This is a genomic window from Luteimonas sp. WGS1318, assembly GCF_043187535.1.
Lineage (GTDB): Bacteria > Pseudomonadota > Gammaproteobacteria > Xanthomonadales > Xanthomonadaceae > Luteimonas.
Map to the genome: position 1 here is coordinate 2,793,353 of NZ_CP171131.1, position 13,411 is coordinate 2,806,763.

The following is a 13,411-nucleotide window of genomic DNA, read 5'->3' on the forward strand; positions in this document are numbered from 1 at the left end:
GCGATGACGGGCTGGAATCGATGGCGCGCGCGCCTCGGCGCGGTGCTGGTCCTGGTCGCCGCCGGCGCCGGTTGGGCCCGGGCGCACGATGCCGGGTTCGGCGCACGTGCACAGTCCGCACCCGGCGTCAGCCTGCATCGGCGCGCGACGCCGGACGGCATCGAACTGCGCGCCCACAACGACCTCGCCGGCCCGGCCGAGGTGCTGCTCGACACCGCCGGACCATCGCCGCGCAGCGATCCGCCGCTGCCGGTCCGGACCACGATTCCGGCCGGCGGCCGTGTCGTGATCGCGCGACTCGCCGAAGGTGTCGCGGCGTCGACGCTGCAGTTGCACGTCGTCCCCGGCGCGCCCGGCGCACAGCCGCGCGACGTCGAGTACGTCTATCCGCTGCGCGGCGCCCCGCTGCGCATCACCCAGGGCTTCGGCGGCGGCTTCAGCCATACCGACGACGAGAACCGCTACGCCGTGGACTTCGCCGCCGACGAAGGCACTCCGGTCCTCGCCGCACGCGATGGCGTGGTATTGCAGTTCGAATCCGGCATCGGCCGCACGCCCGCCCACAACGACGACGCAGACCGGACCAACTTCGTCCGTGTGCTGCACGACGACGGCACGATGGCGCTGTACGCGCACTTGCAGCGCGGCGGCGTGATCGTCGCGGCGGGCGAGCGGGTGCGGCGCGGCCAGGTGATCGCGTTCTCGGGCAACACCGGCGCGAGCAGCGGGCCGCACCTGCATTTCGTCGTGCAGGCCAACCGCGGCCTGCGTCTGGAATCGCTGCCGTTCCGGATGTTCGGACCGGGCGGCATCCTGCGCTTCACGCTGCCCATGAACGCGGCGGTGCGCTGACGTCGGCGGCCGCAGGCACCCGCGTATAATCGCCGGCTTCCTGATTCCAGACTGCGCGCACCCGCGCGGCCGCCCGCATGCCCGACGTCGCCTCCGAAAGTTCCCGCCGCCGCACGTTCGCGATCATTTCGCATCCCGACGCCGGCAAGACCACGCTGACCGAAAAGCTGCTGCTGTTCGGCGGTGCGATCCAGATGGCCGGCTCGGTCAAGGGTCGCAAGGCCGCGCGCCATGCGACGTCCGACTGGATGGCGCTGGAGAAGGAACGCGGCATCTCGGTGACCAGCTCGGTGATGCAGTTCCCCTACGAGGGCCGCGTCGTCAATCTGCTCGACACGCCCGGCCACGCCGACTTCGGTGAGGACACTTATCGCGTGCTGACCGCGGTCGACTCGGCGCTGATGGTGATCGACGTCGCCAAGGGCGTCGAGGAACGCACGATCAAGCTGATGGAGGTCTGCCGGCTGCGTGACACGCCCATCATGACCTTCATCAACAAGCTCGACCGCGAGGGCAAGGACCCGATCGATCTGCTCGATGAAGTGGAAACCGTGCTCGGCATCCAGTGCGCGCCGGTGACCTGGCCGATCGGCATGGGGCAGCGCCTCAAGGGCGTGGTGCATCTGGTGACCGGCGAAGTGCATCTCTACGAGCCGGGCCGCAACTTCACCCGCCAGGATTCGACGATCTTCCCGTCGATCGATGCGCCCGGCCTGGCCGAGAAGATCGGCGAGAAGATGCTGGCCGACCTGCGCGACGAACTGGAACTGGTGCAGGGCGCCAGCCATCCCTTCGATCTCGAGGCCTATCGCGCCGGCACGCAGACGCCGGTGTTCTTCGGCTCGGGCGTCAACAACTTCGGCGTGCAGCCGCTGCTGGACTTCTTCGTCGAACACGCCCCGCCGCCGCAGGTGCGCGAGACGACGACGCGCGAAGTGGCGCCGCAGGAAGACAAGCTCACCGGCTTCGTGTTCAAGATCCAGGCGAACATGGATCCGATGCACCGCGACCGCGTGGCGTTCATGCGCGTGTGTTCGGGCCGGTTCGAAGCCGGCATGAAGGTCTTCCAGCCGCGCACCGGCAAGCCGCTCAAGCTGGCCAATGCATTGACCTTCATGGCCAGTGATCGCGAGATCGCCGCCGAGGCGTATCCGGGCGATGTGATCGGCATCCACAACCACGGCACGATCTCGATCGGCGACACCTTCACCGAGGGCGAGAACATCGCCTTCACCGGCATCCCAAACTTCGCGCCGGAACTGTTCCGCCGCGCGCGCCTGCGCGATCCACTCAAGCTCAAGCAGTTGCAGAAGGGCCTGGCCCAGCTGTCGGAGGAAGGCGCCACGCAGTTCTTCAAGCCGCTGATGAGCAACGATCTGATCCTCGGCGCGGTCGGTGTGCTGCAGTTCGACGTGGTCGCCTACCGGCTGAAGGACGAATACGGCGTCGATGCCAGCTTCGAGCCTGTGCAGGTCAACACGGCCCGCTGGATCCGCTGCAAGGACGCGAAGACGCTCGAGGAATTCCGCGACAAATACGCGATGAATCTGGCGCTCGATGCCGCCGATCATCTGGTCTATCTCGCGCCGACCCGCGTGAACCTGCAGATGGCCGAGGAGCGCGCCTCGGGTGTCGAGTTCCTGGCCACGCGCGAGCATGCACACGCGGTCTCGGCAGACTGAGCCGGCACGTCATCGAGCTGTGGTGTAATCGGTTTCCCCCGCCTGCTTCGATCCCGATGACGTCCGATACCACCGCCCATGCAGCGTCGCTGCGACAGCGACGCGAGGAATTCGCCAGCGCGCTGACCCACGGCCTCGGCGCGACCGCCGCGCTCGCCGCGGGCGCGGTGCTGATCACGCTGGCGGCGCTGTTCGGCAATGCCTGGCAGCTAGGCGCGTCGATCGTGTTCGGCATCTCGCTGCTGCTGCTGTATCTGGCCTCGACGCTGTATCACGCGGTCAGCCACCCAGTGGTCAAGGGCCGGCTGAAGGTGTTCGACCACTGCGCGATCTATCTGCTGATCGCCGGCACCTATACCCCCTTCACGTTGATCGGCCTGCGCGGGCCACTCGGCTGGTGGCTCTTCGGCATCATCTGGACCCTCGCCTTGGCCGGCGTGGTGTTCAAGCTGTTCTACACCGGCCGCTTCCGCGGCGTGTCGACGGCGATCTATGTCGCGATGGGCTGGCTCGTGGTCATCGCGATCGGCCCGGTGGCTGCGGCACTGGATGCCTGGACGCTCGGTTGGATCATCGCCGGTGGTGTGTTCTACACGCTCGGCACGTTCTTCTACATGCGCGATTCGATTCCCTACGCGCACGCGATCTGGCATCTGTTCTGCATCGCCGGCAGCGTCTGCCACTACGTCGCGGTGCTGGCCCAGGTGGTGCCGGCACGATGAGCCTGACGGCGCCTTGCGGGCGCCGCTCTATCATCCGTGGTTCCCGCTTCCGGAGACATTCCATGTCGGCCATCGGCCTCCGCCCGCTCGCACTGATCGCTGCGCTGTCGCTCGCCGCCTGTGGTAATCGTGCGTCGCCGCCCGCGCCGCCCGCGACACCCGGCCCGCCGGCCGCGCCGGCTGTGCCCGTCCCGGACACCGAAACCGTGACCGCACGCTACGACTGCCCGACTGCGGGCGAGGTCGACATCATCCGCGACGGGCGGTTCGCACGCCTGCGCATGATCGACGGACGCACGGTGCATCTGGGCGCCATCCAGGGCAGCCGGCCGCCGGTGTGGTCGGAGGTCGGCCTGCGCTTCGTTGCCGATGGGGATTTCGTCGAGCTGTCCCAGACGTCGGGCCGCACGATCGCCTGCACGTCACTGCCGCCGCCTGCCGAAGGCGACACGCCCGACCGCTGATCCCGGCGTGGTGTTCACTGCTGCTTGACCCGGGCACGCTGATGGTGGGCGACAAAGGAACGCCCGATGCCCGACAGCCCGCCCCGCCCCGCCGCCCGCTCCACCCGCCCCCTCGATCGGGTCGGGCAGGTGTTCGCCGGCCATCCGCTGCGCATCGCGCTCGCGCTGTTCGTGCTTGCGCTCGTGGTGCTGGTGTTGCTGTGGGACTGGAACTGGTTCAAGCGCCCGGTCGAACGTATGGTCGAGGCGCGAACCGGCCGCAGCCTGATCATCGGCGGCGATCTCGACGTCGATCTCGGCCGTGTCACCACCATCCGCGCGGACACGTTGCGCTTTGCCAATGCGAGTTGGGCCGACGAACCGGTGATGGCGGCGGCCGACCGGCTCGAACTGCAGATCGAGTTGCTGCCGCTGATCTTCCGGCGGCATGTGCGCCTGCCCGAGATCCGGCTCACGCGCCCTGTGTTTCTGCTGGAAACCAATCCCGATGGCAGCGCGGGCAACTGGGCCCTCGATCTCGCCGACGGCGGCGGTGAGCCCGCGCAGATCCGCCGCCTGTGGGTCGACGACGGGCGCATGCGCTACCTGGATACGCCGGGCGACACGATGATCGATGTGCGCGTGGCCAGTCGGGAGTCGCGCAGGGAGGACGCCGCGCCGCCGATCATGGTCGAAGGCGGCGGGCGCTGGACCGGCAACCGGTTCACCCTCGAGGGCGTGGCCGAGTCACCGCTGGAACTGCAGGATTCCGAGAAGCCCTACCGCCTCGATCTGCGCGCACGGGCGGGTGCGACACGGGCCCACGTCCGTGGCTCGCTGGTCGCGCCGCTGCAGTTGCGGGATTTCGACCTGCAGTTCGCGCTTTCCGGGCGCAACCTGGAGGATCTGTACCCGCTGGTCGGCGTGGCGTTGCCGGATACGCCGCCCTACGCCCTCGACGGACGCCTGACCCGCGACGGTCAGACCTGGCACTACGACGCCTTCACCGGCAAGGTTGGCCAGAGCGACCTGTCGGGCTCGGCGGCGGTCACTGTCGGCGGACAGCGCCCGCGATTCGAAGCGGATCTCGTGTCCAAGCGCCTCGATTTCGACGACCTGGCCGGCTTCATCGGCGGCACACCCGACGCGGACGGCGATGAACTGGACCCCGAACTCGTCGCCCGCGAGCGGGCTCTCGCGGCGAAGGGCCGGATCATTCCCGACACACCCTACGAACTCGACAAGCTGCGCGCGATGGATGCCGACGTCCGCCTGCGTGCGCAGCGGATCAATGCACCCAAGCTGCCGATCGACGACATGGACGCCCACCTGGTCCTGGACGACGGCGTGCTGCGCCTTGATCCATTGAACTTCGGTGTCGCCGGCGGCGACATCCGATCGACGATCCGCATGGATGCGCGCGAAGCCACGATTCGCACGCAGCTGCAGGCCCAGGTACGCCGTGTCGATCTCGGCGGCCTGTTCCCGGACAGCACGCTGGCGAGCCAGGCCGTGGGCAAGATCGGCGGCGATTTCAAGCTGGCCGCGACCGGCAATTCCGTCGCTGCGATGCTCGGTGGCGCCGATGGCGAGGTCGCGGTGGGCATGGGCGCCGGCCGGGTCAGCAACCTGCTGGTCGAAGTCGCCGGCCTGGACATCTACGAAGCGCTGAAATACCTGATCGGCAAGGACCAGCAGATCCCCATCCGCTGCGCCTTCGCCGAGTTCGAGGTCGAGAACGGCGAGATGACCTCGCGCGCGATGGCGCTCGACACCACAGACACCATCATCATCGGCGAAGGCACGATCAGTCTGGCCGACGAACGCCTCGATCTACGACTGCGCCCGCGCCCCAAGGACCGCAGCTTCCTCGCGCTGCGCACGCCGCTGACGATCGGCGGCACGTTCGCCTCGCCCAGCTTCCGACCGGACATGGCGCGACTCGGCCTGCGCGGCGCGGTCGCGTTGGCGCTCGGCTCCATTGCTCCACCCGCGGCGCTGCTCGCCACACTGGAGCTGGGCGGCGGCGAGGACAGCGACTGTGGTGGGCAGTACGCGAAGTAACTCGACAGGTCAGCGATCGAGCGGCGTCAGCGTTTCGGCCTGCGCCGCGTCCTGGAGCAGGCGGCCGGCGTCGCGCGCCGCCCGCGCATCGCGCACCAGGTACAACGGACGCTGCTTGGATTCTTCATACAGACGACCGAGGTATTCGCCGATCACCCCCAGCGCCACCAGCTGCACGCTGCCCAGGAACAGGATCACCGCCATCATCGTCGGCCAGCCGGCGACCGGATCGCCGTACATCATCGCCTTGCCGATCACCCACAGGGCGAAGACGAATGCGGTACACGCGGTCAGCAGGCCGACATAGGTCGCCAGGCGCAACGGCGCGGTCGAGAAGCTGGTGACACCGTCGATCGCGAAGTTCCACAGACGCCAGAATCCGAACTTGCTGCGGCCGGCGATCCGCGCGTGGCGCTCGTAGGGAATGGCGATCCGGTTGAAGCCGATCCAGCCGAACAGCCCCTTCATGAACCGGTGGCGTTCGCGGATCTGCCGCAGTGCAGCGAGCGCGCGCGGCGACAGCAGCCGGTAATCGCCGGTATCCGCCGGCACCGGTGTCTTCGCCAGCCGCTGGATCACGCGATAGAACGCATGCGCGGTCGCCTTCTTGGTCCAGCTTTCGCCTGCCCGGCTGACGCGTGTGCCGTGGACGTCGTCGTAGCCTTCACGCCAGTGCGCCACGAACCGGGGGATCAGCTCCGGCGGGTCCTGGCCGTCGGCGTCGAGGATCATCGCCGCGCCCTCGGTGACCTGGTCGAGCCCGGCGGTCAGCGCGATCTCCTTCCCGAAGTTACGCGACAGACGCAGCAGTGCGACGCGCGAATCGGCATCGGCGATCGAACGCAACACATCCCACGTGCCATCGCCGCTGCCGTCGTCGACATAGAGCACGCCCGCATCGACCCCGTCTTCGGCCAGGCGGTCCATCACCGCGGCCAACCGCGGCTGCAGGGCCGGCACCGCGCGCGCCTCGTCGAAGGCCGCGATGACGATCGTCAGGCGGTCCCGATGCTGATCGGCGACGGTCACTTCAATCCCTCGAGATAGGCATCGCCACCGATCTGGCGGGCGTTGCGCTGGATCCATTGCGCGCGCCGCTGCACATACGGCCCCGGGCGCGAGGCGCTGTAGCGTCGCGGGCTCGGCAGCACCGCGGCCAGGCGTGCACTCTCCGATGGCGTGAGCTGCGCGGCGTCCTTGCCGAAGTGGCGCCGCGCGGCGGCCTGCGCGCCGTAGATCCCGTCGCCGAATTCGGCGACGTTGACGTAGACCTCGAGAATCCGCGATTTCGGCCACAGGAGCTCGATCAGCACCGTGTACCAGGCCTCGAGCCCCTTGCGCACCCAGCTGCGTCCGCCCCACAGGAACAGGTTCTTCGCCGTCTGCTGGCTGATCGTGCTCGCCCCGCGCGTCGAGCCCCCGCGTGCGTTGTGTGCACGTGCCTGTTCGATCGCGTCCAGGTCGAACCCGCGATGGCGGGCGAAGTTCTGGTCCTCGGCCGCGATCACTGACACCGCCAGCGACGGGGCGATGCGGTCGAGATCCCGCCACTGGTAATACAGCGTGAAATCGTCCTCGCCCCCGGACCAAGCCTCGACCTGCCGGATGGCCATGAACACCGACCCGGGCGGATCGATCACTCGCAGGACCAGCACCTGCAGCACCGTGAACACGACCGCGAGCACCGGAAGCCACAACAGCCGGCGCAGCCAGCGCCATCCACGGCCACGCCGCGCCGGCGCTTGTGCATGCGCCCCCGCGCCCCCATCGTCATCGTCTCGCTGCGTCATGGCGGCCACTCTATCGGGCGGCCCCGGTGCCGCCAATCACTTCCCGATAGCCAACGCACAGACATGACCGAACATTTCGCGCCGGATACCGATCGCCTGTCCCGTTTCCTGCTGCCGCACGCCGGCGTGCGCGGCGTGCGCGTGCATCTCACAGAGGCCTGGCGGCAGGTGCGCGCCAATGGCCCCTACCCTCCGGCGATCGAGGAGATGCTCGGCGAAGCCTGCGCGGCCGCCGCCCTGTTCACCGGCCATGCGAAGGTCGATGGCCGGCTGTCGGTGCAACTGCGCGCGCCCGGCGCCCTGCGCACCCTGTTCGCCGAATGCACCGCCGCCGGCACGATCCGCGGCATTGCCCGGTTCGATGCCGACCTCGCCGCGTCGATGACCCGCGACCTGCGCGACCTCGGCGACGGTGCGCTGCTCGCGCTGACGATCGAGAACCCGTCCCGGGGACGTGAGCCGATGCGCTACCAGGGACTCGTGAGCCTGGATTCGGCGACGCTGTCGGGTGCATTCGAAGACTATTTCCGCCAGTCGGAGCAATTGCCGACACGCGTGCTGCTCGCCGTCGACGGCGGCCATGCAGCCGGACTGATGGTCCAGCGCCTGCCCGGGGACGAAGGCGATGCCGATGGGTGGAACCGGATCAGCACGCTGTTTGACACCCTCTCCACGACCGAACTGCTCCGATGGCCCAACGAGGTGCTGCTGACCCGTCTGTTCTCCGAAGACGAGCCGCAGTTGCTGGGTGAGCGTCTTCTGGAATTCGGCTGTTCCTGCTCGCGTGAACGGGTCGAGGCGATGATCGCGTCGCTCGGCCCCGACGAAGCACGGGCCTCGGTCGTCGATGGGGAAGTGCATGTGGTCTGCGAGTTCTGTGGCCAGGATTACCGCTTCAGCCCCGACGAGGTTGAGACGATGCTGCGCACCGCGGCAGACGCAGTGGCATCACCGGAACGGATGCAGTAGACAGTGGAGCGCGTGTACCACTGGCGGGATTGTTAAATAAACATAAATACCTTAGAGTCCTCGATCGAAATTGGGGAACTTCCCGGCACAGGATCCGGTCACATCGGCCATGCGACATCCCGTCACCCGTCTGCTGCTCACCTGTTCGCTCGCGCTCGCCGCGACAGCGGGCGTGCATGCGCAGGACCGTCGGGCGCAGACGGTGCTGCCGGTGCTGGATACGTCCGGCAAGGTCGAAGCCTTCCTCGTACTCGAGCCCGCAACGGCCAACCAGGCCGCGGGACGGTGGCGCTTCGGTGACAACCAGTTCGATGCCGCCTTCGGACTCGAAGCGGGGCGCTCGCTCGCCCTGTTGTGCAGCCCCGGCAGCAGCTTCAACGGCGCGGTCGCGAGCCTGGCCCGCAATTGCCAGCTGGCCTCACTCGACGGCAGTGCAGGCGGAAGCCGCCGCGCCAGCGGCACGGCGTCCTTCAGCCGTCCGGGCGGCAATGTCGGCCTGAGCGTCGGCGAAGGTCGCGACACCCTCCCCGCCTGGATCGCCCCGTCGCGCGCATCTGGCGCGGGAAGCCAAGTCGACGTCAACGACCTGACCGTCTTCGCCCAGAAGAACATTGGCGATGACGCCTACGTGTCGCTCGCCGGCACGTTGGCCAAGGCGACACTGATCCCGTCGGCGGCCGCTCCGGCCGACCTGAGCAGCCAGTGGAGCAGCCGCAGCGTCAGCGTCGGCGGTGGCATCGGCCGATTCAGCGCCAACATCGTCGGCCAGGTGGTCGACACGCCCGGCCTTCCCAAGTGGGAAGGCCTGGGACTGGGTGTCAGCTGGCGTACGCCGTGGAGCGGCCAGCTCACCGTCGGGGCCGACAACGTCGTGACCCGTGGACGCAATCCGTTCTCGAAGATGGCCGAGGCCGCCGAGGATGAAGGTGCAGTGCCGTATATCCGGTACCAGCAAGATCTCTGATCGGCAGTAGTCCCGCATTGGTGCTGAGTGCGCCCAGCAGATCGTTTGCCGGACCGCACGGCACTCCAATGCTTATCGGCTCACTTTTCTGATTCACCTGCGACCGGATAGATCGGGCATAAGCGAGGCGCTCTCCAGCCCGCGCCTATCACCGTGTTCGAATCCACAGAAGATTGCCGAGCGTTATCACGCGCTGCCAGCCTTGGATGATGGAAGCCCCTCCTTTTGCCCAAGAGCGGTCGAAGCTTGTGAAGCCCGAATGCTGCTTTGTAGCAGAGGTAGACGTAGAGGCGCTTCTCGCCGATTAGACGCCGCTGGCCGATCAGCCCAGCGCTCGATGCCCAGTCCCCACCATCCAAGCTGATCTGCCGCACAACTGAACACCGATCGTCTTCAAATCGGGAGCGGCACATAAGGGGCGACCACCGCCCCCACCCGCAAAGGTGCTTCTTGCCCCCCCCCGAATGCCCATCTACGCAACGCCTTCTGTCTTTCGCTGTTTCATAAGCGTGGCGTGGTGTGTCGGCAGTCTCTTTTGAAAAACCTGGCCCCACCCCCCCCCCCCCCCCCGAAGCGCGACAAAGGCTCGCTGATCCGCGCCATGCCCGTATGAAGCCTTTGCTGCAATCCGCTAGTCATGCGACCAGGCAACGTACGGGTGTGTCTCATGGCTAAGCTCCAAGATAGGGGGTGAACGCAGAGAACACGAGGGAGATGAGGCGACTGGGCCCGAGTCAATCCTCCCATTGAATGGTCAGCCGAAGTCCGCGCGTGAGTCTCACTCCTACTCCATAGGTGACCACTTGAGGCCGGCCCGAGGCAAAATTCCTTAAAAAAACATCTTAAGTTATTGATTTTACTAAAAAATAACGAAGCTTTAATTTTCTCGCGCCGAAGACTAATATCGAAATGACTTTGCTGTATTTGGCGTTAAATTTTGCGCCGGGTCATTGTTCGTTGGATCCCATTTATCTTTTCGGAGAGAGATCGCGATGAGAACTACAAGACTTCGAGACGCAATCATGGTGGCGCTGATCAGTGGAGCAGCTGGCCTCGGCACCTCTGGCGCGGCCCTCGCGCAGCAGACGGCGTCTCCAGCCGCTACAGCTGACCCGACGACGCTGGACGCCATTACCGTGACGGGCAGTCGCATCACCATCCCCGGAGTCACGTCTAACAGCCCTGTGACAAGCATCGATCGAGATGACTTCCTCCGGACGCAGCCGGCCGCCGTCGAAGACTTTGTGAAACAGATCCCCAGCGTCACACCTTCCATCGGACCTGGCACCAACAACGGCTCGACAGGCGCTGCAGAGCTCGATCTGCGCGGTCTGGGTTCCAACCGCACGCTAGTACTCGTCGATGGACGGCGCCCCGTGCCTTACGATCTTGCCGGCGTTGTCGACACGAATACGATCCCGATTGCCCTCCTCCAGAGCGTTGACCTGCTTACAGGTGGTGCCTCTGTCGTCTACGGTGCTGACGCGATATCGGGTGTCGTGAATTTCATGCTGCGCCGAGATTTCGAAGGGGCAGAATTCTCGACTACCTACGGTCAATCTAAGTATGGCGACGGCGCTCGCCAGCGCTCAGAACTGACCTTAGGCGCCAATACGGCCGATGGTCGTGGTAACGCGGTGCTGAGCTTCGGATACACGAAGGTGGACCCCGTGTTCCAGGGGTCCAGGGAATATGGCGAGTTCGCGCTGTTCTCGGATGACGGCACCCAGGGCGGTTCAGGAACTGCCATCCCGGGTCGATTCTCGGTGGGCAGCACGGTGACGGGTGTCCCGAGCCTCAGTGGCCAGCAGATTGATCTTGCAACCGGCGCGCTCGTGCCTACCTACTCGTTCTACAACTACGCCCCACTCAATTATTATCAGACGGGCCTTGATCGCTATCAGGCGACGGCGCTCGGCCGGTTCGAGATCAATCGTCACGCCGAAGTGTATGGCCAGGCGAACTACACGCGTTCGCGAGTCGCCTCCACGCTGGCGCCTAGCGGAATATTCGGCGAGTCCGTCAATGTGCCGATCGGAAACCCGTTCATTCCCGAAGCTACGCGCCAACAGATCTGCGCGGTACGTGGCATCGCTGCTGCGGGCTGTGTCTCCGGTGCTGCGGGAACCACGGTGGTCCCCATTTCGATCTCGCGTCGCTTGGTCGAACTCGGCCCCCGCCTCAACGATTTCGACACCAAGACCTTTCAGATTACCGCGGGCCTGCGCGGCGACATCAGCGACAACTGGAGTTACGACGCGTTCTGGTCGCACGGCGAGTCGGAACAGCTCGCAGTCGCAGGCAATTGGGGCTCGTTGTCCAAAGTTCGTCAGGCAATGAATGCATTCAGCACCACCGCATGTGTGGATCCGTCAAACGGTTGCGTGCCCCTAAATGTCTGGGGCGATGAGGGTTCGATCACGCCGGAGCAACTGGCCTTCATCAACCTCAGCTCCTACTCACTGCAAAACGTCGAGCAGGAAAATGCTGCATTTACGGTCTCCGGCGACTTGGGTGGTATCAAAAGCCCTTGGTCCGACTACCCCATTGGCATCGCGGCCGGCGTGGAATATCGTAAAGCGGAGGCACGCACACGAGCCGACGCTGCCTCGCAGATCCAGGGCGAGGTCATGGGCACCGGCGCACCGTTCCCTGATCGCGCAGGCGGCTTCTCACTGACTGAAGGCTTCACAGAAGTTATCGTGCCACTGGTCAACGGTGTTCCGGGCGCCCATACGCTGTCGCTTGAGCTCGGCTACCGCCGTTCGGATTTCTCATCCGACGCAGGCACTGGCGATGACTATGGAAGCTGGAAGTACGGCCTAGAATGGGCGCCGATTGAAAGTCTGCGGTTCCGTGGCATGTTCCAGCGCGCAACCCGTGCACCCAACATTGGTGAGCTGTTCGCACCCCAGGTGACTGGTCTCGACAATCTCGCAGTCGACCCGTGTGCAGGCGCCGCGATCAGTCCTGCGGATGCCAGTACGCCCGGCACGCTCGCGAATCTCTGTCGACAGACTGGTGTGCCGACCGCATTTATCGGCAACCTCGACCAGCCTTCCGCTGGGCAGGTCAATGTTCTCGTAGGCGGCAATCCTCTGCTGACGCCCGAACTCGCGGACACGCAGACGTTGGGTTTTGTCTGGACCCCGATCAACGACCTGGCGATCACATTCGACTACTGGAAGATCGAGCTCGAAGAAGCCGTGTCTGAGCAAAGCGTCGCTGACGTTGTCAATGGCTGTTATTCGACAGCGTTGAACCCGGGGCTAACCTTCAACGAAAACTGCCAGCTGATTGGTCGCTCCACGGCAAACGGCACCTTCAACGGCTCCGACTCTGCCGGCATCGGCTTGCTGAGCTCGAACCTGGGCCGGATCAAGAAGGACGGCTTCGATTTGGGGGTGCGCTACGGGCAATCACTGCCCGAATCGTACGGCAGGCTGAGTCTCGCCCTCGACATCACCAAAGTGCGCACGGATGATTTCGAAGCGACCCCGACCTCCGGCGTGCGCGATTGTCTCGGCTACTACAGCACGAGCTGCACACCCAGCCACGACCTCAAGTCACTGTTCCGCACCACTTGGGAGGTCAGCGACCTGTCGCTGTCGCTCGCGTGGCGCTATTACAGCAGCCTCGAGGTCGAACCGGGCACGGGCCCGTGGTTCGAGCCCTTCAGCACGATTCCGTCGACGAGCTATTTTGATCTTGGTGTCGGCTACAGCGCACCGTTCAACGCGGAGATCAGCCTCTCGGTGAACAACCTGACCGACAAGCGGCCTCCGATTGTGGGCAGCGACATCGGCTCGACCACCGAGAACAGTGGCAATACGTTCCCGCAGTGGTACGACACCGTCGGCCGCTACTACAACCTCGGCGTCACGTTCCGTTTCTGATCGTTCAAGCGAAGCATGAAGGAGGCGGA

At 65.7% G+C, this 13,411-nt stretch carries 10 protein-coding genes; 8 read left to right on the forward strand and 2 right to left on the reverse strand.

Annotated features, from left to right (window positions below):
* Window positions 1-3: 3 nt before the first annotated feature.
* The 5 genes from ACF3M1_RS12705 (at window position 4) to ACF3M1_RS12725 (ending at window position 5,763) form a co-directional block, all read left to right on the forward strand.
* A complete protein-coding gene (locus ACF3M1_RS12705; RefSeq protein WP_394001181.1) occupies window positions 4-852 on the forward strand; it encodes a M23 family metallopeptidase in 849 nt (282 codons plus the stop codon).
* Between the two features lie 77 nt (window positions 853-929).
* A complete protein-coding gene (locus tag ACF3M1_RS12710; RefSeq protein WP_394001183.1) occupies window positions 930-2,534 on the forward strand; it encodes a peptide chain release factor 3 in 1,605 nt (534 codons plus the stop codon).
* A 56-nt stretch (window positions 2,535-2,590) separates the two neighbouring features.
* Window positions 2,591-3,256, forward strand: a complete 666-nt coding sequence (locus ACF3M1_RS12715; RefSeq protein WP_394001185.1) for a hemolysin III family protein — start codon at window positions 2,591-2,593, stop codon at window positions 3,254-3,256.
* Window positions 3,257-3,318: 62 nt separating this feature from the next.
* Window positions 3,319-3,720, forward strand: a complete 402-nt coding sequence (locus ACF3M1_RS12720) for a hypothetical protein (RefSeq protein ID WP_394001187.1) — start codon at window positions 3,319-3,321, stop codon at window positions 3,718-3,720.
* Window positions 3,721-3,786: 66 nt separating this feature from the next.
* Complete coding sequence (locus ACF3M1_RS12725; protein ID WP_394001189.1) at window positions 3,787-5,763, forward strand: AsmA family protein; 1,977 nt, start codon at window positions 3,787-3,789, stop codon at window positions 5,761-5,763.
* Between the two features lie 9 nt (window positions 5,764-5,772).
* Here the strand turns inward: ACF3M1_RS12725 and ACF3M1_RS12730 are convergent, their stop codons facing one another.
* Both ACF3M1_RS12730 and mtgA read right to left on the reverse strand, forming a co-directional pair.
* Complete coding sequence (locus tag ACF3M1_RS12730) at window positions 5,773-6,849, reverse strand: glycosyltransferase family 2 protein (RefSeq protein WP_394001191.1); 1,077 nt, start codon at window positions 6,847-6,849, stop codon at window positions 5,773-5,775.
* Window positions 6,789-7,553, reverse strand: a complete 765-nt coding sequence (gene mtgA, locus ACF3M1_RS12735) for a monofunctional biosynthetic peptidoglycan transglycosylase (protein ID WP_394001193.1) — start codon at window positions 7,551-7,553, stop codon at window positions 6,789-6,791. Before mtgA ends, ACF3M1_RS12730 begins: the two co-directional genes overlap by 61 nt.
* 63 nt (window positions 7,554-7,616) lie before the next feature.
* Here mtgA and ACF3M1_RS12740 point away from each other — a divergent pair, with 63 nt between their 5' ends.
* The 3 genes from ACF3M1_RS12740 (at window position 7,617) to ACF3M1_RS12750 (ending at window position 13,382) form a co-directional block, all read left to right on the forward strand.
* Window positions 7,617-8,522, forward strand: coding sequence for an Hsp33 family molecular chaperone HslO (locus ACF3M1_RS12740; RefSeq protein WP_394005269.1), 906 nt, complete (start codon window positions 7,617-7,619; stop codon window positions 8,520-8,522).
* A 109-nt stretch (window positions 8,523-8,631) separates the two neighbouring features.
* Entirely contained in the window at window positions 8,632-9,486 is an 855-nt protein-coding gene (locus ACF3M1_RS12745) for a hypothetical protein (protein WP_394001195.1), read from the forward strand.
* A 1,022-nt stretch (window positions 9,487-10,508) separates the two neighbouring features.
* Window positions 10,509-13,382, forward strand: coding sequence for a TonB-dependent receptor domain-containing protein (locus ACF3M1_RS12750; protein WP_394001197.1), 2,874 nt, complete (start codon window positions 10,509-10,511; stop codon window positions 13,380-13,382).
* Window positions 13,383-13,411 lie beyond the last annotated feature (29 nt).

What these genes read in the sequence shown, in the direction of transcription:
- ACF3M1_RS12710 (WP_394001183.1), top strand. Translation starts at nt 930, where the DNA reads ATGCCCGACGTCGCCTCCGAAAGTTCCCGCCGCCGCACGTTCGCGATC.
- ACF3M1_RS12730 (WP_394001191.1), bottom strand. Translation starts at nt 6,849, where the DNA reads ATGGATCCAGCGCAACGCCCGCCAGATCGGTGGCGATGCCTATCTCGA.
- ACF3M1_RS12745 (WP_394001195.1), top strand. Translation starts at nt 8,632, where the DNA reads ATGCGACATCCCGTCACCCGTCTGCTGCTCACCTGTTCGCTCGCGCTC.
- mtgA (WP_394001193.1), bottom strand. Translation starts at nt 7,553, where the DNA reads ATGACGCAGCGAGACGATGACGATGGGGGCGCGGGGGCGCATGCACAA.
- ACF3M1_RS12715 (WP_394001185.1), top strand. Translation starts at nt 2,591, where the DNA reads ATGACGTCCGATACCACCGCCCATGCAGCGTCGCTGCGACAGCGACGC.
- ACF3M1_RS12740 (WP_394005269.1), top strand. Translation starts at nt 7,617, where the DNA reads ATGACCGAACATTTCGCGCCGGATACCGATCGCCTGTCCCGTTTCCTG.
- ACF3M1_RS12725 (WP_394001189.1), top strand. Translation starts at nt 3,787, where the DNA reads ATGCCCGACAGCCCGCCCCGCCCCGCCGCCCGCTCCACCCGCCCCCTC.
- ACF3M1_RS12705 (WP_394001181.1), top strand. Translation starts at nt 4, where the DNA reads ATGACGGGCTGGAATCGATGGCGCGCGCGCCTCGGCGCGGTGCTGGTC.
- ACF3M1_RS12720 (WP_394001187.1), top strand. Translation starts at nt 3,319, where the DNA reads ATGTCGGCCATCGGCCTCCGCCCGCTCGCACTGATCGCTGCGCTGTCG.
- ACF3M1_RS12750 (WP_394001197.1), top strand. Translation starts at nt 10,509, where the DNA reads ATGGTGGCGCTGATCAGTGGAGCAGCTGGCCTCGGCACCTCTGGCGCG.